Source organism: Streptomyces sp. NPDC094034 (assembly GCF_040303865.1).
Classification (GTDB): domain Bacteria; phylum Actinomycetota; class Actinomycetes; order Streptomycetales; family Streptomycetaceae; genus Streptomyces.
In genome coordinates, this window is the sequence record NZ_JBEOUD010000001.1 from 208,919 (window position 1) to 233,259 (window position 24,341).

At 73.5% G+C, this 24,341-nt stretch carries 19 protein-coding genes; 14 read left to right on the top strand and 5 right to left on the bottom strand.

Annotation, left to right across the window (positions count from 1 at the left end; translation table 11 throughout):
* Positions 1–48 precede the first annotated feature (48 nt).
* The 6 genes from ABTZ59_RS00945 (at position 49) to ABTZ59_RS00970 (ending at position 13,876) form a co-directional block, all read left to right on the top strand.
* Positions 49–966 carry a DUF4132 domain-containing protein gene (locus ABTZ59_RS00945; RefSeq protein WP_351387551.1) on the top strand — a complete coding sequence of 306 codons (918 nt, stop codon included), beginning with the start codon at positions 49–51 and terminating at the stop codon, positions 964–966.
* Entirely contained in the window at positions 963–5,921 is a 4,959-nt protein-coding gene (locus ABTZ59_RS00950; RefSeq protein ID WP_351387554.1) for a hypothetical protein, read from the top strand. Before ABTZ59_RS00945 ends, ABTZ59_RS00950 begins: the two co-directional genes overlap by 4 nt.
* Complete coding sequence (locus tag ABTZ59_RS00955) at positions 5,918–7,090, top strand: ATP-binding protein (RefSeq protein WP_351387559.1); 1,173 nt, start codon at positions 5,918–5,920, stop codon at positions 7,088–7,090. Before ABTZ59_RS00950 ends, ABTZ59_RS00955 begins: the two co-directional genes overlap by 4 nt.
* Positions 7,077–11,111, top strand: coding sequence for a DUF5682 family protein (locus ABTZ59_RS00960; RefSeq protein ID WP_351387562.1), 4,035 nt, complete (start codon positions 7,077–7,079; stop codon positions 11,109–11,111). The genes ABTZ59_RS00955 and ABTZ59_RS00960 overlap by 14 nt, the downstream gene beginning before the upstream one ends.
* On the top strand, positions 11,108–13,021 hold the full coding sequence (locus tag ABTZ59_RS00965) for a hypothetical protein (RefSeq protein WP_351387566.1): 1,914 nt from the start codon (positions 11,108–11,110) through the stop codon (positions 13,019–13,021). Before ABTZ59_RS00960 ends, ABTZ59_RS00965 begins: the two co-directional genes overlap by 4 nt.
* Positions 13,022–13,093: 72 nt before the next feature.
* On the top strand, positions 13,094–13,876 hold the full coding sequence (locus ABTZ59_RS00970) for a SanA/YdcF family protein (RefSeq protein ID WP_503001692.1): 783 nt from the start codon (positions 13,094–13,096) through the stop codon (positions 13,874–13,876).
* A 126-nt stretch (positions 13,877–14,002) separates the two neighbouring features.
* On the opposite strand, the gene ABTZ59_RS00975 is transcribed toward ABTZ59_RS00970, so the two are convergent.
* The 4 genes from ABTZ59_RS00975 to ABTZ59_RS00990 form a co-directional block, all read right to left on the bottom strand.
* Positions 14,003–14,524, bottom strand: a complete 522-nt coding sequence (locus tag ABTZ59_RS00975) for a gamma-glutamylcyclotransferase family protein (protein ID WP_351387574.1) — start codon at positions 14,522–14,524, stop codon at positions 14,003–14,005.
* Positions 14,521–14,850, bottom strand: a complete 330-nt coding sequence (cutA, locus tag ABTZ59_RS00980) for a divalent-cation tolerance protein CutA (protein ID WP_351387577.1) — start codon at positions 14,848–14,850, stop codon at positions 14,521–14,523. Before cutA ends, ABTZ59_RS00975 begins: the two co-directional genes overlap by 4 nt.
* A gap of 48 nt (positions 14,851–14,898) precedes the next feature.
* Positions 14,899–15,042 carry a hypothetical protein gene (locus tag ABTZ59_RS00985; RefSeq protein WP_503001694.1) on the bottom strand — a complete coding sequence of 48 codons (144 nt, stop codon included), beginning with the start codon at positions 15,040–15,042 and terminating at the stop codon, positions 14,899–14,901.
* A 127-nt stretch (positions 15,043–15,169) separates the two neighbouring features.
* The gene (locus ABTZ59_RS00990; RefSeq protein ID WP_351387582.1) at positions 15,170–15,805 is read right to left on the bottom strand and encodes an NADPH-dependent FMN reductase; all 636 of its coding nucleotides are present in this window, start codon (positions 15,803–15,805) and stop codon (positions 15,170–15,172) included.
* 53 nt (positions 15,806–15,858) lie between these two features.
* Here ABTZ59_RS00990 and soxR point away from each other — a divergent pair, with 53 nt between their 5' ends.
* The 4 genes from soxR to ABTZ59_RS01010 all read left to right on the top strand — a co-directional run bounded on the left by soxR (position 15,859) and on the right by ABTZ59_RS01010 (position 19,051).
* Positions 15,859–16,314 (top strand): redox-sensitive transcriptional activator SoxR, encoded by a 456-nt coding sequence (gene soxR / locus ABTZ59_RS00995; RefSeq protein WP_351387588.1) that lies wholly within the window; start codon positions 15,859–15,861, stop codon positions 16,312–16,314.
* Positions 16,315–16,369: 55 nt separating this feature from the next.
* Positions 16,370–17,164, top strand: coding sequence for an aminotransferase class IV family protein (locus ABTZ59_RS01000; RefSeq protein ID WP_351387592.1), 795 nt, complete (start codon positions 16,370–16,372; stop codon positions 17,162–17,164).
* A 242-nt stretch (positions 17,165–17,406) separates the two neighbouring features.
* Complete coding sequence (locus ABTZ59_RS01005; protein WP_351387595.1) at positions 17,407–18,147, top strand: GVDTG sorting domain-containing protein; 741 nt, start codon at positions 17,407–17,409, stop codon at positions 18,145–18,147.
* A 259-nt stretch (positions 18,148–18,406) separates the two neighbouring features.
* Positions 18,407–19,051, top strand: a complete 645-nt coding sequence (locus ABTZ59_RS01010) for a class F sortase (protein ID WP_351387598.1) — start codon at positions 18,407–18,409, stop codon at positions 19,049–19,051.
* A 111-nt stretch (positions 19,052–19,162) separates the two neighbouring features.
* Here the strand turns inward: ABTZ59_RS01010 and ABTZ59_RS01015 are convergent, their stop codons facing one another.
* A complete protein-coding gene (locus tag ABTZ59_RS01015; RefSeq protein WP_351387603.1) occupies positions 19,163–19,942 on the bottom strand; it encodes a sulfite exporter TauE/SafE family protein in 780 nt (259 codons plus the stop codon).
* A gap of 335 nt (positions 19,943–20,277) precedes the next feature.
* On the opposite strand from ABTZ59_RS01015, the gene nirB reads away from it, so the two are divergent.
* The 4 genes from nirB (at position 20,278) to ABTZ59_RS01035 (ending at position 24,341) form a co-directional block, all read left to right on the top strand.
* Positions 20,278–22,815, top strand: coding sequence for a nitrite reductase large subunit NirB (gene nirB / locus ABTZ59_RS01020; protein WP_351387607.1), 2,538 nt, complete (start codon positions 20,278–20,280; stop codon positions 22,813–22,815).
* Complete coding sequence (gene nirD / locus ABTZ59_RS01025; RefSeq protein ID WP_351387610.1) at positions 22,812–23,186, top strand: nitrite reductase small subunit NirD; 375 nt, start codon at positions 22,812–22,814, stop codon at positions 23,184–23,186. The genes nirB and nirD overlap by 4 nt, the downstream gene beginning before the upstream one ends.
* Before the next feature lie 151 nt (positions 23,187–23,337).
* Positions 23,338–23,724, top strand: a complete 387-nt coding sequence (locus ABTZ59_RS01030) for a sortase-dependent protein (RefSeq protein ID WP_351387612.1) — start codon at positions 23,338–23,340, stop codon at positions 23,722–23,724.
* Positions 23,721–24,341 carry a class F sortase gene (locus ABTZ59_RS01035; RefSeq protein ID WP_351387618.1) on the top strand — a complete coding sequence of 207 codons (621 nt, stop codon included), beginning with the start codon at positions 23,721–23,723 and terminating at the stop codon, positions 24,339–24,341. Before ABTZ59_RS01030 ends, ABTZ59_RS01035 begins: the two co-directional genes overlap by 4 nt.

Below are 24,341 nucleotides of genomic sequence, written 5' to 3' on the forward strand. Positions count from 1 at the left end.
TTACTGTGATGGCAGTTCGGAACCAGAAGGTCGGGGAGGGGTCCTGCCATGGGCTGGATCGAGACAACGGGCGGGTATGCCATCGCGCTTGACGGCACGCGCGTGCTGTGCCGGAATGCCGCGGGGCGCACGCTGAAGCAAGTACCGCCGAAGCTCAAGGACGACGCGGAGGTCGTGCGGCTGCGGCAGCTGGCCGAGTGGCTGGAGCGGCACGAGCGGGAGTGCCGGGAGCAGGTGGACACCTGGCTGGTGCGTTCGCTGCCGGTGCCGGTGGCTCTGCTGGCGCGGGTGTGGCCGGACCCGGCCTGGCAGTCGGCGCTGCGCGATCTCGTGGTGGCCCCGGTGGCGGCGGACGACTCGGCGGAGACGGGGCGTGCCGGTTTTCTGCGGAACGCCGATCCGGCGCGGGGTCTGGGGATCGTCGATCTGGACGGGGATTCGGTGTGGCTGGACGCCGCCGAGGTGGAGACGGTGCTGATTCCGCATCCGGTACTGCTCGAAGACCTGGCGGAGTTGCGGGAGTTCGCGGCCGAGCTGGGGGTCGAGCAGGGTGCGGAGCAGTTGTTCCGTGAGGTGTGGCGACGGCCGGAGGGGGCCGGAGACGTCACCGGGGGTGCCTCCGGGGGCGGTGGTACGGCGCAGGACTGGCGGGCGTACGCCGACGGGAAGTTCGCGCAGCTGCGGCACGCCACGGCCCGCGCGGTCTCGCTCGGTTATCGGGTGCGTGGCGGCCATGCGGTGTGCCCGCTGGTGGAGAACGGCCGACAGCTGGAGGCGGCGTACTGGCTGGGGGACGACTACCCCGAGTCGGAGACACTGACCGGCTCGCTGGAGTGGCGTGACAAGGCGGGGCGGCGGCTGCCGCTCGTCGAAGTGGGGCCGGTCGCCTGGTCGGAGGGCGAGCGGATGGCCGCGCTGGTGTACGCGGGCCGTGTGGTCGAGAGCGACGAGGAGAAGGCGCTGTGAGCGAGACGCGACCGCTGGGCGGGGCACAGGTGGACGGGGATCGGCCGGAGAAGGAGCTGCGGGAGGCGGGGGCTGTGCTGCCGCTCGGCGGTGCCGGGGGCGATGTGCTGACGGCGCGTTCGTACGGGCATCCCGCGCTGGACGAGCGTGCGGTGGTGAGGCTCGTTTCCGGGGCGATCGGGGCCGCCGAGGATCTCGCTCTGGAGTATCTGGGGTTCGGCGCGGCCGAGGTCACCGAGGTCGGCCGGGTGAGGCGGGAGTCGCTGGGTTTCCCGGCCTGGGCGCTGGTGAACGACCCGGCCAACGGCCATCACGCGCTGGCCGTCGTCAAGGAGATGGAGCGGCTCACCCGGCTCGTGGGCACCAAGCCGGGGCTGGCCAAGGAGGGGTTCGACGAGATCGGCGAGCGGCTCGACCGCTCCGTCCCGCATTTCCTTCCCACCTACTACGAACAGGTGGCCCGGCTCTTCCTGGCCGTCGAGGCCCGGCAGCAGGCCTCGGTGTTCTTCGGCAAGGCGCGGGCGGCCGAGCGGCGGCACGCGCTGGCGGTCGACGAGGAGCGGCTGCGTGAGGTCTTCCTGGAGTTCGCCGGAGCGGGCGCGCTGACCGGCAAGGCGCTGCGTGAGCACGCCAAGGCACTGACGGTCCGGCTGTCGGCGGCCGATGCGTACGGACAGTTCAGGGCGGTGTCGCTGGAGCGGTGCGCGGCCGGGCTCGCCCCGTACGCGGGCATGCTGGAGGATCTGCGCCGCCTCGCGAAGGGCGCGGGGCTGGACGCGGACGCGGAGGAGCGGTCGCTGCTCGCCGAGATCATCCACACCGGCCCGATGAACCGCGCGGCGGGAAGCTTCTGGAAGGCAGCGCTGCCCTCCCTGGCCGCCATCGCGGCCGAGGACCGCTCCGTACGGGAGCGGCTGCTGACACTGCTGCCCGCCACGGGCGGTGACAGGCCCGAGGAGTTCGACGCGTCCTGGCTGACGCTGCTCGACCGGTGCGGGGCGGTCGAGCTGCTGGTGGACGGGACGGTCCCGGCCGCCGAGTGGCTGTCGTCCTGGGCCCGGCACCGGCAGCGCGGCTGGCGGACCACCGTCCGTCTCGAAGCCGAACTGACCCTGGTGGAAGGGCTGGTGGCGCGGCTGGTGGCGGACGGCACGCCGGTACGGCTGCTCGGCGGTTACGGCCGGCGTGTCACGGCGGATCTGGATCTGCTGGACGCCTGTCTGGCGTGGGGCGTGCCGGTCGCCGGGCCCTCGGAGGGTGCCTCGCGTCTCGATCTGGCCGACTGGTTGACGGACGAGCGCGAGGGGCGCAGGGATCTGGTGGCGCTGACCACTGATCCCCGGTTCACGGGCCTGCTGCGCGCGGGCGTGGAGCAGGTCGCCGACAGCGGTGACTCCCCGGACCGGCTCGACCGGATCGCGAACCATCCCGCTCTGCGCACCGCGCTGGTGGGCTGGCTGTCCGACCGCGCCGACGATCTGTCGCGGCCCTTCGGACTGCCCCGGCTGGACAGCCTGTTGGGGCGGCTCAGCCGCTTCTCCTCGCCGTCCGTGCTGGCCACGGCGCCGGAGGCGGTGCGGCGTATCACGGCGGTCTCACCCGCTCCCGCCCTGGCGAGCACCTTGCGGGCGGGCATTCTCGACGAGCTGGGCTGGCCCGCTCTGGAGGAGGCGCTGCCGGGGCTCGGCCCGGTCGACGTGAAGGCCTCGGGACTGCGTTACGGCTACCGCGCCGACAGGTGGTACCAGACGCGGGACTCCTGGCCCGCCCTGCTGGTCCGGGTCGACAGGCAGGTCGCGGCGGTCGGACCGACGGGCGTGCTCGACCAGCGGCCGCTGACTCCCCCGACGACCTCGTCCTACTCCTGGGACACGACGACCATCCGTTACGTCGGGGGCCAGTGGCTGATCGCCCATGGGTACGGGGACGAACGGCGGGCCGTGTGGTCGGGCCGCCCCGCCGAGGTGTTCAAGCCCAAGGGCGAGCTCAACGACCACTGGACGGACGCCCAGACGCCGTCGTTCGAGCTGCCCGATGGAGGGCGTTGCTACGGCGGGCGGCCGGTGTACGCGGGCGACACCTCGTTCGCGGCCGAGCGCCGCCCGGTCGCCTCGGACGGGATCTCCGTATGGGTGCTGCACGAGAACCAATGGTGGGAGTACGACCCCGAATCCGCCCGCAGGGGCCGGGTGTCGGTGCCCGGGTTCTTCGACTCGGCGCTGGCCGGGGGCGGCGGGCGCCTGCTGGAGCGGGCCTGCCGGCTGCTGCCCGTACAGCCGGGACTGGAGTCCTCGCCGTTCGGCACGAAGGACGGGCTGCTCGGCTGGTGGGTGACGTACGACCCCAAGGAGAGGACACTCACCGCCTGTTCGGTGGACGGCAGCCGGGGCCCGGCCGTACCTGTCCCGGTCGGCGCGCGCGTCGAGCATCTCACCGACGGCATTCCCCTGCCGCCGCTGCGGCTGCCCGGCGGGGCCTCGCTGTATCCGCGCGAGAGCCGTGGTTTCAGCCCGACGGTCTCCCTGTACGACGCCGAGGGCATCCAGCTCGCGCACTTCGAGGACGGCGGCCGGGGTGGCGCGTACGCGGCGGGCACGCCGCTCGTGGCGCCGTTGGCGTACTGGCACGCGCTGCGGACGCGTGACGAGCGGGGTTCCGCGGCGCTCCGCGCGGTGACGGACGCGGACGCGCGGGCGCTGCTGGCCTCGGTCGCGGAGGGGACGAAGGCGGAGGCCGCGGTGCGTCTGCTGCTGCCCGACATCACCCACCCCGGGCTGGTGGCGGGCGTGGCCGGGCTGGTGGACGAGGCCGCGCGGCACAGCGGGCGTATCGCCACGCTCGCCGAGCGAGCGGCGCGGGGTCCGGGCTCCGAGGACGTGAAGGAGAAGGTCCGGTACGCCCGCGACGCTGTTCTGAGCAAGGCGTTCGATGGCTTCGCCGTGCGGACGTACCGGTACTACTACCGTCATGTGCCCAAGGAGAGCACGACCGTCCTCGAACAGATCCAGTTGCTGCCGAAGGCGCTTTCACCAGCCGCGGTGCCGGGGCGCACGCCGATCGAGCAGGCGGATGAGGGGTGGGTGACGCTGGCCGGATCCGGTATGACGGCGCTCGCGCTGCGCGCCGCCTCACCCGCCATCTCCGACGAACACCGGGCCGCGCTGCTGGAGTTCCTTGACGCGGCGCTGGCCGTCGAGGCGGACGGTGACGCGCTGCTGATCGACCCGCGCGGACGGCTGCGCGCGCTGGAGCTGCGGATCCCCGGCAGCGACGGGAGCAAGCTCGCCGGGGAGGTACGGCACGCGGGGGCGCGGCGGCTGGTGATCCTCGGCCGGCTGCGGTCCGACGACAAGGACGCGTACTGGCACTGCGTGGAGTACGACCCGGCAGGGGCCTTCGGTGGCTGGGACGGGTGCGTGCTCATCGAGTCCGAGGTGCTGGGCGCGGCGGACGATCCGGTACGGGCGCCGGTGGTGGGCCGGGTCATGGAGCTGGTACGGCAGCGCGGCCCGCTGCCGTACCGCCCCGAGCAGGCCCTGGAGTTCGCGGAGCGGGTCGGGATCGCCGCGACCGCGGGTGCCCTGCTCCAGCTCGGCTCCCCGGGGATAGGCCGCTATCGGGGCCAAGGGGTGCTCACCGCCGCGTATCTGGAGCCGCTGGGTGCGAAGAACGCCGAGGTGGAATGGGGGATCGCCACCCTCGACGCGCTGAGCGTCGGTGAGCGCAGGACCTTCAGCGGGCTGCTGCTGCCGACCGATCCGGAGCGGGTCGCGGAGCTGTGGACCACCGGTTTCGCACTGGAACCGCTGGTGGAGGCGTGGATCGCGGCGCGCGGCAGGCGACGGCCCGTACCCCCCGCGCTGATCAGGCAGTTGGTTGCCGAGATGCGCGGCGGCGCCACGGCGCAGGACGTGCTCAACCCCGAGTGGCGGGAGGAGCTGACCGGTCGCACCGAACAGCGGCTGGTCGACGGGGAGCTGGAGCCGGCCGAGCCGCGGCGGTTGCTGACCGGGTCGACCCTCTGCTCCATGGTCGAGGCGCTGCGCTGGCTCGCGTATCGGCTGCCGTACGGCGATCCGCTGCGCGAGGTCCTGCCGATCACCGCGCGCATGCTGCGGAAGCGGCTGGCCGACCCCGGTCTGCTGCTGCGTCTGGGGGTCGACCGCAACGCCGCCCATGAAGCCGTGTCCAGGCGGCTGCGCGAAGCCCGTGGGCTGGCCCCGGAGCGCGGCGCGGGTGACAAGGAGATATTCGAGCTCTCATCGGCGCTGGTGCTCACTCCCTCGCGGTACGGGAGCGACTGGGACGCGGTGTGGGTGCGGCCCTCCGCCGTACTGCCCCCGGAGGGAACGGACGGTACGGGGCGGAGCGTGGGCGGCCCCGACCATCCGGAGCTGACGCTGCTGGTGGCGACGGCGGGCGAGCCACCGCAGCTGAAGGCGCTACGGACGCTGCTCAGCGCGGAGTTCATGGAGCTCGTCACGGCGGACGGCCCGCCGGGTTGCCCGCAGGACCCGCGGCTCGGTGCGCCGGAACTGGTGGAAGAGGCGGGTGAGCGGTTCGGACTCTCCCAGGACGCCGCCGTGCTCTATCTGATGCTGCTCGCGCTGCCTGACCCGACCGACCGTCACCAGGCCGAGTGGACGGGGTGGAAGCCGGCCCGGCTGAAGAGGGCGAGGGCCGAACTGGCCGCCACGGACCTGGTGGTGGAGGCCAAGCGCGCGCGGGCGGGCCGCTCGCTGTTCCTGCCGGGCGGCTGGCTGGAGCAGCAGACGCCGCGGCTGCCCATGGAGAGCTGGAAGACGGCGCTGCTGCCACCGGGCCCCCCGCTCTATCTGGTGCCCGACCGGCCGGTACCGGAGCTGTACAGGGCGGCGTGGCGGCGGATCGTTGACGGCGATACGCCGGGGTTCGAGGAGTTCCAGGGCCGCGGCGGCCGGGGAGGCAGGCGATGACGGTGACGGAGAAGGCGGCGAAGACCATGGCGGCGGAGCGGGAGCCGGGGCGGCAGCTGGAGCTGCCGGAGGACCGGTACGCGGCGGAGCTGGCGTTCCTCGCGACATACGACGACGGCCCGCGCCCGCCGAGATGGCGGCTGACGCCGCGTGCGGTGGTGCTGTTCGTCTGCGGTTCCGACGGTGAGGCGCTGCGGTCGGCCGACGGCGGACAGCTGGTCGTGACACGGAAGTTCGTGGGCGACCGGGCGTTGGTGGAGCGGTGTGTGGTGACGCTTGCGGGCGAGCGCGGACTGCTGCTCGTCGGTGAGCCGGGCACCGCCAAGTCGATGCTCTCCGAGCTGCTGTCCGCCGCGGTGTGCGGCAGCAGCACGCTCACGGTGCAGGGCACCGCGGGCACCACCGAGGACCAGCTCCGCTACGGCTGGAACTACGCGCTGCTGCTGGCCAAGGGGCCGAGCCGGGCGGCCCTGGTGCCCTCGCCCGTGCTCACGGCCATGACACGTGGTGCGGTGGCCCGGGTCGAGGAGGTCACACGCTGTCTGCCCGAGGTACAGGACGCGCTGGTCTCGATCCTGTCGGAGCGCCGGATGTCGGTGCCCGAACTGGCGGGCGGGGAGGGCGGGGACAGCACGGTGCACGCCGTACCGGGCTTCACGCTGATCGCCACCGCCAACCTCCGCGACAAGGGCGTCTCCGAGATGTCCGCGGCTTTGAAACGCCGGTTCAACTTCGAGACAGTCGGGCCGATCGGCGATCTCGACGCGGAGACCCGGCTGGTGCGCGATCAGGCGACGGCGGCGCTCGTGCGGGGCGGGGCGGCGTTCTCCGTGGACGACACGGTGCTCGAAGCGCTGGTCACCGCGTTCCGGGATCTGCGGACGGGGCGGAGCGCGGAAGGCTGGGAGATCGAGCGCCCCTCGACGGTCATGTCGACGGCCGAGGCGGTGCATGTGGCCACGTCGATGGGGCTCGGCGCGGCGTATCTCGGCGACGGCCGGGATGTTCTGCGTACGCTGCCGGGCCATCTGCTCGGGACGGTACGCAAGGACGATCCGGCGGACCACGCACGGCTGTTGGGGTACTGGGACGGCCCGGTACGCCGCCGGGCGGAGGCCGGAGCTCCGCTGTGGCGGACGCTGTGGGGGCTGCGCGATGAGCTGGGATGAGCCGGAGCCCGGCTGGGATGAGCAGGTGCCCGGGGCGGGGGCGGCCGGGACGGGGACGGTCCTGGCTGGGGTGGCCGGAGCTGGGGCGGTCCTGGCTGGGGCGGGTGACGCGTCGGGGGGTGACGCGTCGGGGGCCCCCGGCGAGGGGCCTTCCGAGGCGGTGGCCCGGCTCGCCGGGTGCCGGGAGCCGTATCTGATCGGGGTACGGCACCACTCCCCCGCGCTGGCCGCGGCCGTACCGGCGATGCTCGACCTGGCGGCGCCGGAGGTGCTGTTCGTCGAGCTGCCCGAGGAGTTCGCGCCCTGGCTGCCGTATCTCGCCGATCCGGCGACGGTCCCCCCGGTCGCCCTGGCGGGCGGCCGGGCCGGGGCGGCGGGCGGTGGGCTGGTGTTCCTGCCGTTCGCGGAGTTCTCGCCGGAGCTGGCGGCGATCCGCTGGGCGCGGGAGGCGGGGGTGGAGGTCGTTCCGTTCGATCTGCCGCTGACCGCCCGCGCGGCCGGCCCGGGCGCGGATGCCGAGCCGGACGGGGCAGGTGAGTCGAGCGGTGCGAACAGTTCGGACGGTTCCGGTGAGTCCGGTGAGTCCGGTGGACCGGCCTGGGCCGGCGGGGCGTTGGCCGCCGCGCTGCGGGCGCGGGCCGGGGGGCGGCCCGGGGACGATCTGTGGGACCGGCTGGTCGAGGCGGAGGCGCCCGGTTCCGGCCCCGAGGCGCTACGGCGCGCCGCGCTGCTGGTCGGCTGGGCCCTGCGGGCGGATGCGAGCAGGGTCGATCCGTGCGATCTGCGGCGCGAGGCGAATATGCGGCGCCGGCTGGCCGAGCGCGGGAGCCGCCGGGCGGCGGCCGTGATCGGCGCCTTCCACGCGCCCGCGCTGCTGCCGGGCGCCACGGGACCCGGCCGCGGGGACGTGCCGGTGGGGTCGGGGGACGTGCGGGCCACCGAGGCCGTCGTCACCTCGCTCGTGCCGTACTCGTACGCGCTGCTGGACGAGCGGTCCGGCTATCCGGCCGGGATCCGCGACCCGGAGTGGCAGCGCGGGGTGCATCTCGCGGCGGGCGATCCCGCGCTGCTGGACGATCTGCTGACGTCGACGGCGGTACGGATCTGCGCGGCCGTTCGGGACGCCGGGCATCCGAGCGGGCCGGCCGACGCCCGCGAGGTGGTCCGGGTCGCGCGCGACCTGGCGGCGCTCCGCGGGCTGCCCGCCGCCGGGCGCGGTGAGCTGGCCGAGGCGGCACAGACCGTGCTCACACAAGGGCGGTTGTTCGGGCGGGGCCGGGTGGTGGCCGCCGCCATGGAGCGGGTGCTGGTGGGGACGCGGCAGGGCGCACTCGCGCCGGGCACGCCGCGTTCCGGCCTGGGACCGGCCGTGGAGGCGCTGCTCGACAGCCTGTCGCTGCCCACACCGGCCGCGCCCGGCCGCCGGGAGCTGCGTCTCGACGCGCACCGCGGCGATCTGGACCGGCGCCGTGAGCTGTGTCTGCGCCGGCTCGCGGTCTGCCGTGTCCCGTACGGGGAGGAGGGCGAGGTGGCGGGCGTGGGCGACGCCGCGCCGCTGACCACGCGCTGGGTCGTGGCCTGGTCTCCGTCGACCGCCGCGATGCTGGATGTGGCGGGAGTTCACGGAGTGACGCTCGAACAGGCGGCGGCCGGGATGCTGCGCCGACGGCGTGCGGCGGAGCGTGAGCGCGGCGGGCCGACCGCGGCCGAGGTGCTGTCCGGGCTGGAGGACGCGGTGCGTTGCGGACTGCCCGCGCTCGCCGCGGAGCGGCTCTCCGAGGCCGCCGGGCTACTGCCCGCTTCCGGCACTCTCCCCGAACTGCTCACCGGTCTTGCCCTGTTGGACCGGATCGGGGCGGGGCATCTGCCGGGGCTGCCTTCCGGCTGGGAGCGGGACGCGCTCGGCGCGGCGTACGAGGAACTGGCCGCGGCCGGGGTCCGGGCGCTGGACGGGCTCGCCGGTTCCGCCGAGCCCGCCGACGCGCGCGCCCTGGTCTCGCTGGCCGACAGGGCGGCCGGGGAGCCCGGGCGAGTAGCAACTCCGGCTCCGGCAACGGCTCCGGCTCCGGCATCGGCTCCGACCCCGACTCCGACTCCGACTCCAGCATCGGCTCCGGTTCCGGCAACGCGGCGAGCCGCCGTGCCGGCGGCTGAGGGCGCGCGACGAACCTCCGGGCAGGACCTGGGGGGTGGGTTCCGGCTCGACGCCTCGCTGAAGCGCCTCGACGCCGAGGCGACCCCGCTGATCCGGGGCGCGGCAGGGGCGGCCCGGGTGCTGCTGGGACACCGGGAGGCGGCGGAGTTCGGCACGCGTCTGGCCTCCCGCGTGGACAGCGCGACGACCCCCGAACTCCGCGCCGACCTGGCGGGATTCCTGCGCGGGACGCTGCTCGCGGCGGGCCCGCTGCTGGAGACCGGACGGGCGCTCGATCCGCTGCTCGAACGGATCGAGGCCCTGCCCGACCGCGGCTTCCTGGACCGGCTTCCCGCACTGCGCGCGGGTTTCGACACGCTCGCCCCGGCGGCCCGTTCCCGGCTGCTCGCCGTGGTGGAGGACCGCACGGGCCTCGCCGCGGGCGCCCTCCCCGGGGCGCTGTCGGATCCGGCGGCATCGGCGCTCCTGGCGGCGGCCGATCTGGCGGGCCGAGAGGCCCTGGCGGCACGGGGCCTGGATACGGACGCTCCGTCGGGCGTGTGTGGCGGGGTGGGTGAGGCGCAGCCGCCTCCCGGTGCCCCCGACGCCCCCGGTGACCCCGGTGGCTCTGGTGACCCCAGTGACCACAGTGGCTCCGGTGGCTCCGGTGGCTCCGGTGGCTCCAGTGGCTCCGCCGACTCCGCCGACTCCGGTGAGCTGGGCCATGGCTCCCCCGGTGGGGGCGATGACCCGGCCGGAGCCATCGCGCTCACCCCCGGCGAGCGATGGCGCCTGCTCCTCGGGCGGGGGCGGGAGCTCACCGGTGGGGCCGCCCGGATCGCCGACGCGCTCGATGAGTTGTACGGGTATGGACGGGGCGAGGGCGCGCGCGGTGAGGAGCGTGACGCGGGTGGCTCCCGGGGCGGTTACGGGGCTTCGTATCCCGATGTCCGTTCCTGGTCCGAGGAGTTGTCCGCGCTGTTCGGGCCCGGCGTACGGGAAGAAGTGCTCGCCGCCGCTGCCGATACGGGACGGCTCGACGCCGCCCTGGAGCTGGATCCGGCCTCGGCCCGGCCGTCGGTGGAGCTGCTGCGCACCGTCCTCTCGTACGCCGGTGGGCTCCCCGAGCACCAGCTCGCGCGGCTGCGGCCCCTGGTGGCCCGGCTGGTGGCCGAGTTGACCGAGGCGCTGGCCAACCGGCTGCGCCCCGCCCTGACCGGGCTCTCCCATCCGCGCCCGACCCGCCGTCCCGGCGGGCCGCTGGATCTCGCCCGGACCCTGCGCGCGAATCTGGCGACAGCCCGCCGCGATCCGGACACCGGCGCGGTGACGGTCCTGCCGGAACAGCCCGTCTTCCGCACGCGTGCGCGTAAGGCGGCCGACTGGCGGCTGGTGCTGGTCGTAGATGTCTCGGGTTCGATGGAGGCCTCGACGGTCTGGGCCGCGCTCACCGCCTCCGTACTGGCCGGAGTCCCCGCGGTGAGTACGCACTTCGTCGCGTTCTCCACCGAGGTGCTCGACCTCACCGACCAGGTCGACGACCCACTGAGCCTGCTCCTCGAAGTGCGGGTCGGTGGCGGTACGAACATCGCGCGCGGGCTGCGCCACGCCCGCGAGCTGGTGACGGTACCGTCCCGCACGCTGGTGGTACTGATCAGCGACTTCGAGGAGGGCGGTCCGGTCTCCCCGCTCCTCACGGAGGTACGGGCGTTGGTCGACGCGGGCTGTCATGTGCTCGGCTGCGCCTCGTTGGACGACGAGGGCAGGCCCCGGTATTCGGCCGGTGTGGCAGGCCAGTTGGTGGGGGCGGGCATGCCGGTAGCGGCGCTCAGCCCCCTGGAGCTGGCCCGGTGGGTCGGCGAACGCGTAGGAGGTGCGCACCGATGACGGATTCCGCGGCGGTACTGCCGCCGGTGACCGCCGAAGTGGCGGCCGGGGCGCTCGATCTGCTGCCCGCGCGGCTGCGCAAACGCGTGGACGGGGCGGTGGCGAAGGCCGCCGGCTGGCCGGTGGAGGCGGCGCGGGACGGTGTCCTGGTACGGGTCGCCGAGGACACGGCCGTGACATTGAGAGTGACGGCCGGGATCGTGGCCGACCCGGACGACGCGGTGTGCAGTTGTCTCCTGGCCCCGGCCTGTCTGCATCGCGCGGCGGTCCTGTCCGTCGCCCCTCTCGCGGTGCCTGAGGAGAAGGACGAGGAGGGCACTGCCGGGACTGCCGGGACTGACAGGACTGGCGGCGCTGACGGGGCTGACAGGGCCAACGGGACTGACAGAGCCGATGGGGCTGACAAGCCCAAGGGGACTGATGAGCCTGATGGGTCTCATGGGGCTTTCGGTTCGGAGGGGAAAGGGGAGTCCGAGAGGGGACAGGGCGAAGCCGGGGCACCGGCGTCCGCGCTCGCCGACGAGCCCGGGCCCACCCCCGTGCTCACCCCGGCCCAGTCCATGGCTCTCGACGCGCTCCGGGACGCCGTGACCGCCGTCCTGGTCTCGGGTGTATCCGGCTCCGGCGCGGTCCACCGCGCCGAATTGCTCCATGCCGCCCACTCCGCGCGGCTGGCCGGGCTGCCCCGGCCCGCCGGCACGGCGGTGCGGATCGCGCGGCTGCTGGGCGAGGCCCGTTCCGACGACCCGGCGTTCCGGCTGTCCGGGCTGTCGGGCGAGCTGGCGGAGCTGCTGGATCTGGTGCGCCGCCCCGTCGCCGCGCTCTCCCCGGCGCGCCGCGCCTACCGGCCTGAAGGGCCGCTCCGGTTGTACGGACTGTTCACCGAGCCGGTGGTGACCGCGTCCGGATACGCGGGCGCCACGGTCTACGCGCTCGCGCCCGACGGGGCGCTCCGCACGCTCTCGGACGTCGCCCCCGGTGGACCGGACCGTGCCCTCCAGGCCTCGGGGACGCCGGTGCCCGGCGGTTGCGCGCTCGGGCTGCGGGAGTTGGGCGACGGCGGCGGGGTGATCCTCACCGCGCCCACCGTCTCGCCGGACGGACGGATCGGGGGCGGCGGGGCGGTACGTTCCGTACGGGCCGCCGGCGCGGGCTGGCGGGAAGCGCCGCTCGCCGCCCTCTGGCAGCGGCCGCCCGCCGAACAACTGGCTTCGGCGCTCGGCTGGTTGTCCGAGCCCGTCGACGCCCGTGCGGCGGGGGGCGATCTGCTCTTTCTCGACGGTGTCGTCACCGGCGCGGGCTTCGCCGTGGCCGCGGGGCCCACGCTACGGCTCGCGGCGGCCGACGAGCGGTCGGAACTCCCCTACGCCGAGAACCTTTCACTGCTCGCGAGCCGGCCCGGACTCGCGCTGCGGTTGATCGCCCGGGTCGTGCCCGACCGGCCCGACCGGGTGCATGTGCTCGCCGCGTCCTGGACCGGCCACGACGGTGAGCCGGTCCGCGCGGATCTGGGGCTGCGCCTGCTCAACCGCTCGCACATCCCGGCCGTACCGCGGGGACACACGGAGCCGATGGACGCGGGGGCGCCGCCCACGCTCCCCGTCGAGCTGGACCTGCTGCGCAGGACCGTGGACCGCGCGGTCGCGGGCGGCCGCGCGGTGTCGGCCCTGTCGGCGGACGACGAACTGCCCCGCCGACTGCGGGCGGTGGGCCTCACCACCGGCGCGCGGCGGGTCGAGGCGCTGACGGACGCGGCGGCCGACCGGCGCCATGACGTCCTGGGCCGGCTGCTGCCCGCCGATCCCGGGGGCTTCGCCCTGGCCTGGCTGGCGGCGGCGGTCTACGCGTCGGCGGCGACCGAATCGCTGCTGCTGGCGGCCTGGACACCACCGGACATATCCGCGAACTGATCGGCGCCGTCGATCGTCATACAGAGCGGAGAGCGGGATCAACGGGAAATCCAGGACCACCCAGGGGGGACCATGCCACTGCCGAGGCTGTCACGCCTGCGCGCGTCACGCCTGCGGGTGTCGCGACCGCGCGTGCTAGGGCCGAAACGTCAGCCGCAACAGCCGGACGAGGCCCGGCGCCCGCGTTTTCGGCTCACTCGACGCCGTCGGAGACACCTTGTACAGGCCGTCATGCTGGGGTGCGCGCTCGCGCTGGCGCCCGCGACTTGGATGCACGCGGTCGCGGACAGCCGGATCCGTACGGTCGCCGAGGTCCCGGCCCGGGACGTCGCCGTGGTCTTCGGCGCCGGGCTGTGGTCCGGCCGGCCGACGCCGTATCTCGCGCACCGCCTCGACGCGGCGGCGGAGCTGTACGGCGCGGGGAAGGTGAAGGTCGTACTGGTGACCGGCGACAACAGCCGGGAGGAGTACGACGAGCCGAGCGCGATGCGGACCTATCTGGTCGAGCGCGGAGTGCCGGACGACCGGATCGTCAGCGACTACGCGGGGTTCGACACCTGGGACTCCTGTGTACGGGCGAAGAAGATATTCGGGGTCGACCGGGCGGTGCTGGTGACACAGGGGTTCCATGTCCGGCGCGCGGTGGCGCTCTGCGGGGCGGCGGGCGTCGAGTCGTACGGGGTCGGGGTCACGGAGCCGCATGACGCGACCTGGTACTACGGCGGGATACGGGAGGTGTTCGCCTCCGGGAAGGCGGCGGCGGAGGCGGTGCTCCAGCCGAATCCCATGTTCCTCGGGCCGGCCGAGACGGGGGTGGCCGAGGCGCTGGCGGCGGGCGGCGGAGGCACCCGCTGACACCACTCACCCCACCCGTTCACCCCCACTCGCTGGCGCGAGCCGCCAACACCCCAGCCGCTGACGCTCGCTGACATCCGCTCACCCTCCCTGGCACCCGCCGCGATGCCCACCGTCCGTGTCCGGTCAGCGCCCGCGCAGGTGGGCGAGCCAGTCGCCGCCCGCGATCAGCCGCCCGCGTGCCCGTAGCCCGTGGGCGACGCGCGGCGCGGCGAAGTACACCCATGCGCTGACCGGGGTGCCGTCGGACCGCAGGACGTCGCGGACCACGCGTACATACAGGTTGCGCGGATCGTCGGGGGCCTCGTACCCCTCCAACTCGTCCAGGTCGGTGACCAGTTCGTAGTATTTTCCCGGCTTCGCCGTGACCAGCTCGCCGACGACGATGCCGGAGGCGACCGCGTCAGGGACCGTCGTACCAGGGACAGTCGTACCAGAGGCAGTCGTGCCGGGGGCGGTCGTGTCAGGGGCGGTGATGTCAGGGACCTCGACCGCGTACGGGTAGCCGGGGCCGTCGTACAGCAGCGCTCCCGCCAGCCTGGCCGGTTCCTCTTCGGCCACGCGTCCGCGCAGGCAGAGGTCGTGATTCCGCTCGCCCGGCCGCAGCGTGCCGTAGACGAAGAACGGAAGCTCGCCCTCGGCCCTCATGGTGCGACGGTCTCCTCGGCGATCCACGTCAGATACTCCGCGCTCCCCCGCACCACCGGCGTGGCGATGATCTCCGGCGTCTCGTAGTCGTGGGCCTCCTTCAGATGCGCCTCCAGCGCGTCATAACGGGCAGCGGTGGTCTTGAAGAGGATCTGCCACTCCTCGCTGGTCTCGATCGCGCTCCGCCAGCGGTACACGGAGGTGACCGGCGCGGAGATCTGCGCACAGGCGGCGAGCCGGGCCTCGATCACGCCCCAGGCCAGGTCCTTCGCCTTGTCGGCGCTGTCGGTCGTGGTCAGCACGGTCAGGCAGTCGGCGAGTGGCACGAGCGGACTCCTTCGGGTTCCGGATGTTCGGTGGCGGGCCGGGGGACCTTACACCGCGAGGTCCGCGAACCGCGAGGCGTACAGCCGCGCGTACGCGCCCGCCGCCGACAGCTCGTCGCCGCCGACAGCTCGTCGCCATCGACAGCTCGTCGCCGTCGGCAGCTCGTCGTGCGTGCCCTGTTCGACGGTCACGCCGTTCTCCCTCACCAGGATCAGGTCCGGGTCCCCGGATCGCGGAGAGCCGGTGCGCGATCAGCAGGCTCGGATCAGCAAGCTCGCGTGTCGTGGCCGTCGGGGCGCGTACGGATGGGGCGGTTCGTCAACCGGCGTACGGGCGGTGGGACTTGGCCTCGCGCAGTGCCAGCCCCCACCAGGCGAGCCGGTCGAGCATCGTCCGCGCCGCGGCGTCGCAGGCGGCGGGGTCCCGGTGCCGGCCCTCGGCGTCGAAGTGCGCATGCGCGTTGTGGAAGGAGACCGAGTCCCGGACGGTGACGGCGTGCATCTCGGCGAAGACCTGGCGCAGTTGCTCGACGGCGCGCAGCCCGCCCGACATCCCGCCGTACGAGACGAAGCCGACGGGCTTGGCCTGCCATTCCACGAAGTGCCAGTCGATCAGCGCCTTGATGGCGGCGGGGAAGGAGTGGTTGTACTCGGGGGTGAGGACGACGAAGGCGTCGGCGTCGGCCAGCGCCGGGGTGACCTTGTCGAGTTCGGCCCGTACGGCGGGTCCTGGGCGCGGGGAGAGGGGGGCCGACAGGTCCGTGTCGGCGAGATCGATGAAGGTGGTGGTGAAGTCCTCGCGCTCGGCGGCGCGGGCGAGGAACCAGTTGGAGACGACGGGGCCGAAGCGGCCCTCGCGGTTGCTGCCCAGGATGACGGCGAGCCGCAGCTTGCCCTCGTTCCCGGCGTGTCCGGGCACAGCGGTGATCGCGGATTCCCGCGTGGTGAGGTCCATGGGGAAGAGCCTGATACTTCAACCTTGGTTCAGGTCAAGCTACGCTGGCCCGCATGACGCATCTCGCCTGGGACGCCAAGGAAGCCACCGTCGGTGAACTGGCCGAACGCAGCGGGGTCGCCCCCTCCGCGCTGCGCTTCTACGAACGCGAAGGGCTGATCAGCAGCCGCCGTACGACCGGGAACCAGCGCCGCTACAGCCGGGACACGCTCCGCCGGGTCGCCTTCATCCGTACCTCGCAACGCCTCGGCATACCGCTCGCCACGATCCGGGACGTCCTGACGCTGCTGCCGGAGGACCGTACGCCCACCAAGGAGGACTGGGCCCGGATCTCCGAGTGCTGGCGCGACGACCTCGACCGGCGCATCCGTACGCTGCGACGGCTGCGGGACAACCTCACGGACTGCATCGGCTGCGGCTGTCTGTCGCTGGACCGTTGCGTGCTCTCCAACCCCTGCGACGAACTGGCCTCGCACGGGCCCGGGCCGCGCCGGCTCATAGAGGACTGACAGTGATGATTACCGCGGCTCCGCCCGACGGTCTGCCAGGCATACGGTGAGGTCCATGACAACTACCTCCAGCGCACCACAGCTCCTGATAGAGGTCGACGGCCGCCCCGCCACCGAGGCCGACCTGCGGCTCCGCGCGCTCGACACATACGGGCACTTCACCGCCATGCAGATCAGGGACGGCCGGGTACGCGGGCTGGACCTCCATCTCGCCCGGCTGGACGCCTCCACCCGGGAGCTGTTCGGCACGGACCTGGACGGCGAGCGGGTACGCGCCCTGCTCCGGCACGCGCTCGGTGACGTACGGGACGCCTCGGGGCGGGTGTATGTGCACCGGCCCGAGGGGGCGGGGGAGGTCAGTCTGATGGTGACAGTACGGCCGCCCGCGGTCCCGGACGAGCGGGCGCAGAGCCTGATGTCCGTCCCGTATCTGCGCCCGGTCGCGCACGTCAAGCATCTGGGCGGCTTCGCCCAGACGCACTACGGGCGGGTGGCCAGGAAGGCGGGCTTCGACGACGCGCTGCTGACCGGCGAGCGCGGGGTGGTGGCCGAGGCGGCGATCGCCAATATCGCCTTCTGGGACGGAGATTCGGTGGTCTGGCCGGACGCGCCGGTTCTGACGGGCATCACCATGGCGCTGCTGGAGCGCCGTCTCCCGGCCGCCGGTCTCCCCTCGGTACGCCGTGAGGTCACCCTGGCGGACCTGCCCCGGTACCGGGCGGCCCTGGTCACCAACTCGCGCGGGATCGCCCCGGTGAGCCGGATCGACGACACGGCCTTCCCCGGAGACGCGGCGCTGGTGCGGCGGGTGATCGAGCTGTACGACGCGGTGGAGTGGGACCGTATCTGAGGGACGGGACGGCTTCCGGCACGCGGCACACCGCCCGTGGTCACCCGTTCGGCGCGGCATGGACCGCCGCGCCGACGGACCGCGGCCGCTCCGCCGTGACCTGCGACGACACCGGCACACGAGCCCGGCGGGCACCTTCCGACCGACGAATCTGATCGCCCATCAGCAGGCGTGCGCGCTCCCGGGCGCCTTATCTCGGAGGTGACGCGTACCGCTCGTTGCCGGCCTCGGAGGATGCCACCATGCCCACCATTGTCCGACTGCACACCGGAACCGCTCTGGCAGCCGCCGCGATAGCCCTGACCGTCGCGGGCACTACGGCGGCCGTCGCCGGGGACCGTGACGGTGGCTGGGACAGCGGCCGGGACACCGGCCGGGAGGGCAGCTGGAACGAAGGGCCCGCCGGCACCGCAGGGCCCATCGGCGGCGAAGGACCCACCGGCGACACAGGGTCCGCCGGCAACACAGGGTCCGCCGGCAACGCAGGGTCCGCCGGAGACACAGGGCCGGTCGGCAACGAAGGACCCGCCGGCAACTGGGACACCGGGCGGGACCGTCCGAAGCCGGCCCGGCTGGAGCTGTCCCCCAGGCATGTGCGCCCAGGCACCACCGTGGTCGCCAGGACCACGGCCTGCGGACGCGAGGGCAGCGGCCGGGGCTTCGCCGAGTCCGTCGGCGCCGGGCAGTTCAGGCTGGAACGCCGCGCCACCCCCAGGGAGGCGGTGGCCGGAGAGTTCCGGGTGGCGCGCCACGCCAGGACGGGAACGCACAGCATCCGCGTGCGCTGTGACAACGGCAGAGAGGCCCGCGGCGAGCTCTTCGTGGAGCACGGCGGGCCGACCGGCCATGTGAGAACGGGGGTCGGCGGCAGCGTCGCCCCCGACACCACCCAGATCGCGGCGGGCGTGGCCATGCTGGCCGCAGCCGCCGTCGGCGGGACCTGGCTCCTGCGTCGCCGGGCGAGCGGCACGCGGGCAAGCTGACGGGCCGGCCTCCACCGTCCCGGTCCCGCCCCGCGTCCCCGTCCCCGTCACGCTCATCGCTGACGGGGGCGGGGAACCTCTCCGGCTCCCCGCCCACACACAGCACCGGAACCCCTCCCCACACAGGATCAGCAGCCATCCGCACGACCGACGGGAAAACAGGAGAACAGGACTGATGACCGCCAGGGCCAGGCGCAGAGGCAGAGGCATGTACGGGGCCGGGTGCGGCGCCATATGCGGAGGAGGCGGCGGCAGGGGCATGTGTGCCTGCGGAGCCGGTGGCCGGGCCAGGGGCGGCGGTTCGGGCTGGCTGATAGCCATTCCCGTCCTGGTCGGGATCTGGCTCGTCCAGAACGGCTCCGAGCCCGAGACCCCGCCCATGCCGACCGCCGCGGAGGCCTTCGCCGCGGGTCCCGGCAGCCACAGCGACATCACCCATGCTCCGATGCGGTCGTCGGCCCCGGTGCGGCTGAGCATCCCCGAGATCAAGGTGGACGCGCAGGTCCTCGGGCTGGGGCTGGGGCGCGACGGCAGTCTCGACGTACCGCCCTCCGGCATCCGCAACATCACGGGCTGGTACAAGGACGGCGCCACCCCGGGGGCCATGGGCACCGCGATCCTGGCCGGTCATGTCGACAACGCGCAAGGACCCGCCGTCTTCTACGAGTTGGGCACGCTCAAGAAGGGCCATCAGATCGAGGTGACCCGGGCGGACGGCAGTACCGCCGTCTTCACGGTCGACGCGCTTGAGGTCTACGACAACGCCGAGTTCCCCGACCGCAAGGTGTACGGGGCCACGGACCGGGCGGAGCTACGGGTGATCACCTGCGGCGGCGGCTTCGCCAAGAAGGGCGGCTACCAGGGCAATGTGGTGGTGTACTCCCATCTCACCGGCACCAGATAGCACCAGGACAGTGGCCCTCCCACCCACACGCCACGCCCGGCCCCGGCCACGCCACCACCCGCGCCACGCCCGGCCCCGGCCCCGGCCACGCCAGCGCCACCACCCGCGCGCTCACGCGTTCCACTGGTCGAACGCGAGCTTCGCGACCAGCGAGAACACCACGACCAGCAGCACCCCGCGCACGAACTCGCTCCCCTTCCGCAGGGCCATCCGCGCACCGATCATCCCGCCCGCGAGATTGAACACCGCCATCAGCGCGGCCAGTCGCCACAGCACGGTGCCCTGGTAGGCGAACATCGCGAGCGCGCCACCGTTGGTGCAGACGTTCACGATCTTCGCGTTGGCGGAGGCCGTCACCAGATCGAGGTGGAGTACGGCGGTGAGCGCGAGTACGAGAAACGTTCCTGTACCGGGTCCGAACAGCCCGTCGTAGAACCCGATCCCGCCGCCGACCAGCACGATCGCGGTGACCGTACGCGCCCGGGTGACCGGGCCGTCCGCCGGCGTCCCGCCGAAGGACGGCCGCAGCAGGACGAAGGCCGCAACGCCGAGCAGCACCACCATGATCACCGGCCTGAGCACCTCGCTGCTGATCCCGGCCGCGAAGAAGGCACCGCCCATCGAGCCCGCCAGGGCCGCGAGCCCGATCCGTACGGCCGTCCTCACGTCGACCGGCGCCTTGCGCAGATAGGTCGCCGCCGCGCCTGTGGTGCCGACGATGGCGACCGCCTTGTTGGTGCCGAGGATGTGCGCGGCGGGTACGTGCGGCAGCCCGAGGAGCATCGCGGGCAGGAGCAGCAGCCCGCCCCCGCCCACCACGGCATCGATCCAGCCGGCCGCCGCGGCGGCGAGGCAGAGCACAACGAGCATGGTCAGCGAGACGTCCGGCATGATCACGACCCTATGGACGGGGCCGCGCACCGTCCATGGATCCTGGGAGAGTGTGAGGCAGCCGATCCTCCGGCCGCGCCGCACGCGCACCCGCACCACCACGCCCGCACCACCGCACGCGCACCCGCACCCGCACCCGCACCCGCACCCGCACCCACCCCGCACCGCGCCCGCTCCCCCCGACAGGCCCGCGCGCCCGCCCTCACACCCCGCGCGCCGCCGCGCTGAGCGCAGCGTTCCGTCGGTGAAATCGCGGCGATCCGGCCGGGTAACAGCCGCCGCGCAGGCTCCTGGGCATGACCCAGCGATGCCGGCCCCCGGCGGAGGTTCCCGACATGTCCACCCCCACGATCGTGGTCGTCGGCCACGGCATGGTCGGCCAGCGGTTCCTGGAGGCTCTCGCCGAGCGGGGCGTGACCGCACGGGCGCGGGTGGTGGTACTCGCCGAGGAGCCCAGGCCCGCCTATGACCGGGTGCGGCTGACCTCGTACTTCTCGGGCCGTACCCCCGATGAACTCACGCTCCTGGAACCGGACTTCCTGGCGCGCCACGGCGTCGAGCTGCGTCTCGGCGACCCCGTCGAGGCCATCGACCGCGCGGCCCGCACGGTCACCTCGCGGGCCGGGCACACCGTCGGTTACGACACGCTGGTCCTGGCCACCGGCTCGTACCCCTTCGTACCGCCGGTGCCCGGCAGGGACGCGACCGGCTGCTTCGTCTACCGCACCGTCGAGGACCTGCTCGCGATCGAGGCATACGCGAAGACGGCCGGCACCGGCGCGGTCGTCGGCGGCGGGCTGCTGGGGCTGGAGGCGGCGGGCGCGCTGAAGGGGCTCGGGCTCGACACGCACATCGTGGAGTTCGCGCCCCGTCTGATGCCTGTTCAGATCGACGAGGGCGGTGGCGCGGCCCTGCTGCGGACGATCGAGTCCATGGGGCTGACGGTCCACACGGGCGTCGGCACGCACGAGGTGACGACGGACGCCGAGGGGGCCGTCAACGGGATGGCGCTGTCGGACGGTTCGGTCCTCGCCACCGACCTCGTCGTCTTCTCCGCGGGGATCAGGCCCCAGGACGGCCCGGCCCGGGACGCCGGGCTCGCGGTCGGCGAGCGCGGCGGGATCGTGGTCGACGAGTGGTGCCGTACCTCCGACCCCGCCGTCTTCGCGATCGGTGAGTGCGCGCGGACGGCCGACGGCCGGGTGTACGGGCTGGTGGCGCCCGGATACGAGATGGCCACCACGGTCGCCGCGGTCCTCGCCGGGGAGCGGGGGCCGGGCTTCACGGGCGCCGATCAGTCGGCCAAGCTCAAACTGCTGGGGGTGGACGTCGCGTCGTTCGGTGACGCGCACGGCGCCACACCGGGTTGCCTGGACGTCGTCTACGCGAACTCCCCTGCCGGGGTCTACAAGAAGCTGGTGGTGGATCCGGACGGCACCCTGCTCGGCGGTGTGCTCGTGGGCGACGCCGACGCCTACGGCACGTTGCGGCCCCTGACCGGCTCGGTACCGCCCGTCCCCGCCGAGCGGCTGGTGCTGCCCGCGGACGCGGGGGCGCCGGCCGCGCTCGGCCCCGACGCGCTCCCGGACGACGCCGTGATCTGTAGCTGCCACAACGTCTCCAAGGGGGCGATCGCCGCGTGCGCCACGCTGCCCGAGGTGCGCGCACGCACCAAGGCGGGCACGGGCTGCGGCAGTTGCGTCAAGGTGATCGGCCACCTTCTCCCCACCGCTCGGGGCGACCAGGGGCTGTGCGGCTGTTTCCCGTACACCCGTGCCGAGTTGTACGAGATCGTCCGCACCCTGCGCGTCACCTCGTATGCCACGCTGCTCGACTCGCACGGCCGGGAGCCGGCGCGCGGCGGTGACGGCTGTGAGATCTGCAAGCCCGCCGTGGCCTCCGTCATCGCCTCGCTCGCGCCCGCGCTGGGCGTCAGCGGCTATGTCCTGGACGGCGAACAGGCGGCCCTCCAGGACACCAACGACCATTTCCTCGCGAACATCCAGCGCAATGGCTCGTACTCGATCGTGCCGCGCGTCCCCGGTGGTGAGATCACCCCGGAGAAACTGATCGTGATCGGCGAGGTGGCCCGGGACTTCGGTCTCTACACCAAGATCACGGGCGGCCAGCGGATCGATCTGTTCGGCGCCCGGGTGGACCAGCTCCCGCTGATCTGGACACGGCTCGTGGACGCGGGCTTCGAGTCGGGGCACGCGTATGGAAAGTCGCTGCGTACGGTCAAGTCCTGTGTGGGGCGGACCTGGTGCCGCTACGGCGTCCAGGACTCGGTCAGGATGGCCATCGATCTGGAGCTGCGCTACCGGGGCCTGCGCGCGCCGCACAAGCTGAAGTCCGCGGTGTCGGGGTGCGCGCGGGAGTGCGCGGAGGCGCGCGGCAAGGACTTCGGGGTGATCGCCACGGCGAACGGCTGGAACCTGTACGTGGGCGGCAACGGCGGCGCCGATCCGCGCCACGCGGACCTGCTCGCGCGGGATCTGTCGGACGCGGAACTGGTACGGCTGATCGACCGGTTCCTGATGTTCTACATCCGTACCGCCGAGCGGCTGGAGCGGACCGCCGCCTGGCTGGAGCGCATCGAGGGCGGGCTCGACCATGTGCGGGACGTGGTGGTCCATGACTCGCTCGGACTCTGCGCGGAGCTCGAACGGCTGATGGCGGCGCATGTGGCCGGCTATCGCGACGAGTGGGCGGAGACGATCAATGACCCGGAGCGGCTGAGCCGCTTCGTCTCGTTCGTCAACGCGCCGGACGCCCCTGATCCGTCCGTGAGGTTCGTACCGGAACGCGATCAGGTCAAGCCGGACCTGACCTTCCTCACCCTGACGACCCGGGAAGAGGCGAACGCCGGATGAATCGCCCGACAAGCGCGCCCGCGCCCTGCCCCGCGACGCTCGAACTGCTCCTGGACGACGGATGGTTCGCGGTCTGCGACGTGTCCGCGCTCATCCCCGGGCGCGGAGTGGCCGCGCTGCTCCCGGACGGACGTCAGGCGGCGGTCTTCCTGGACCGGGCGGGCCGCCCGTACGCGATCGGCAACCGCGATCCGTTCTCCGGCGCGCAGGTCCTGTCGCGCGGGCTGACCGGTACGCACGAGGGACGGCCCTTTGTCGCCTCGCCGCTGCTCAAGCAGCGCTTCGACCTGATCACGGGCCGCTGCCTGGACGACGACGAGGCCGCGGTCCGCGCGTACTCGACGCGCGTACGGCCCCCCGCGCCCGCCTGAGCCCCCTCCCGTCGATCACGAACAGCGCCAGGGCACTCCGACGTCCTTTGCCTTCTCTTTACAACCCGTTGCGCCGCTGCCTCGTCTCTCCGCTCGATCCGTCACTCAGTCCGCCGAGCCCCTCGGGCGGACCGACGAAAGAGAGCGAGTTATGCGCCGCATCATCCTGAGCGCCACGGCACTTGCGTGCACCGCCGTGCTGGCGAGCACCGTGCCCGCGTTCGCCGACGAGACGCCCTCTCCCCAGGCGTCCCGCCCGGCCACCACGGCCCCGGCCCCGGTCGGAGAGCCGGCCGAGGCTCCGACAACGTACGCCAAGCCGGCCGAGGCTCCGGCAAAGGACGCCGGACCGGCCGAGGTCCCGGCCCGGGACCAGGTGTCCGTCGTACCGAGCGGAGCGCCCGACACCGGTGTGGCGCTCGTGTCGACGCGGTCCGGATCCGACGCCGGGCTGATCGGCGGGGGCGCCGCCGCGGCGCTCGTCGCGGGCGGCGCGGCGGTCTTCGTCCTGCGCCGCCGGAGGACGACCGGGGCATGACCTCGCCCTCCAGGCGCGCGTTCATCGGCGTGGCGACGGCCTCGCTGCTGGTGAACTGCGGTGGCCCCGAGGCGGGCAGGGGCACCACGGCCCGCCCCGGCAGCGCGCCACCGCCGTCACATTCCTCCGGGTCCCCCGCGACGGCCGCGCACGCCCTCGGGCGTTCGGTCCCGGTCGCGTTGCGGATCCCGGCCATCGGGGTCGACACCCCGGTCATGGAGCTGGGACTGGCGCCGGACGGCAGTGTGCAGGTGCCACCGATCACGGCGCACGACCGGGCGGGCTGGTACCGGCACTCGCCCACGCCGGGTCAGACCGGCCCGTCGGTGATCCTCGGCCATGTCACGGTCGGCTCCTATGGGGACGGGGTCTTCCGTCACCTCGCGCGGCTGCGCCGGGGCGACCGGATCGTGGCGCGTCTGAGGAACGGCACGGAGGCGCCGTTCGCGGTCGGCGCCGTACGGACGGTCGCCAAGGCGGACTTCCCGACGGAGGACGTCTACGGGGACGTGAGCGGTCCGGAGCTGCGGCTCATCACATGCGGCGGCCCCCGTGCCGGTGACGAGTACCTCGACAACGTGATCGTCTTCGCGGCACTGAGCTCGGAAAGACCCTGA